Raw genomic sequence first — 1,049 nt, 5'->3', positions numbered from 1 at the left:
ATAAAAAAGCGCCGCCATCCCGGCAGCGCTTTATCAATCCTTTGTTTTTTCTTCTTATCCTTCCATTACATCCCACAACGCATCCAGTTCCGCTTCGCTGAATAAACTAGCGGGGTAGCGCTCGATCATAGTCCGGCGCGGATCAGGTTCACTGATCTGACGCGTTCCATTGGACTTCAACCAGTGCGCAAGGTCCTGGAGCGATTCGACATTAATTGCCAGGGGATGCAACGCCCGCTCGCTCACTATGTTTACTTCGGCGTTCATTTCAGCGCTCTCTCCTGGTTTGTGAGCGGCTAACTTATCCAAGGTTTATGACAGAACATCGCAGCTCTCCCCTCCCTGTTTCACGCGCTTGCAGATACAAGAGCTGTGCCAATGTTTCTGTGCTGTCGATAAGCGGATACAAAAAAAGCCCGCAGTCCATTAGGGCCGCGGGCTTTTCATGTAGCGAGGGAGGGTTAACCGCTGCTCAGCAATTTTTGCAATCGCCTCAAGCTGTTACAACTGCACTCACTTGTGGGGCGCCGGTTGTTGTTGGGTAAGGCAGTGGATGTTACCGCCTCCCAGCAACAGTTCTCGGCCTGGCACCATCACCACTTCATGTTGCGGGAACAGCGTCTGCAAAATTTCTTTTGCCGGGCCGTCCAGTGGGTCGTCGAAACTCGGCGCGATAATCCCGCCGTTGACGATCAGGAAGTTCACGTAGGAACCGGCAAGACGAACGGTCGGGTTGCGCTCCTGAGTACCGTCCACCGGATCGACACCGGCGCACTCTTCTTCGGTCGCATACAGCGGCCCGGGAATTGGCATCTTGTGCACCATGAACGGGCGACCCTTGGCGTCGGTGCTGTTTTGCAGCACGTTCATTGCCGCCTGACAGCGTGGGTAGTTCGGGTCTTGCGGGTCATCGGTCCAGGCCAGCAATACTTCACCTGGGCGCACGTAACAGCAGAAGTTATCCACATGGCCGTCGGTTTCGTCGTTGAACAGACCATCCGGCAGCCAGATGATTTTATCCACAGCCAGATTCGCGCTGAGTACCGCTT

The 1,049-nt window shown here is 54.9% G+C and carries 2 protein-coding genes; both read right to left on the bottom strand.

The features are described 5' to 3' along the window. Nucleotides 1–54: 54 nt before the first annotated feature. Nucleotides 55–267, bottom strand: coding sequence for a hypothetical protein (locus AC1DRJ_RS29215; RefSeq protein WP_477805189.1), 213 nt, complete (start codon nt 265–267; stop codon nt 55–57). Nucleotides 268–513: 246 nt separating this feature from the next. After that, nucleotides 514–1,049 (bottom strand): agmatine deiminase family protein (locus AC1DRJ_RS29210; protein ID WP_477805188.1); only part of this gene is annotated, 536 nt, incomplete at its 5' end.

Source organism: Pseudomonas sp. P5_B2 (assembly GCF_056400445.1).
Note: the sequence above shows the minus strand (reverse complement) of the source record. Positions and strands in the feature narration are given on the sequence as shown.

Bases quoted from the DNA above. Each gene is read 5' to 3' on its own strand.
- AC1DRJ_RS29215 (WP_477805189.1), bottom strand. From the start codon at position 267: ATGAACGCCGAAGTAAACATAGTGAGCGAGCGGGCGTTGCATCCCCTG.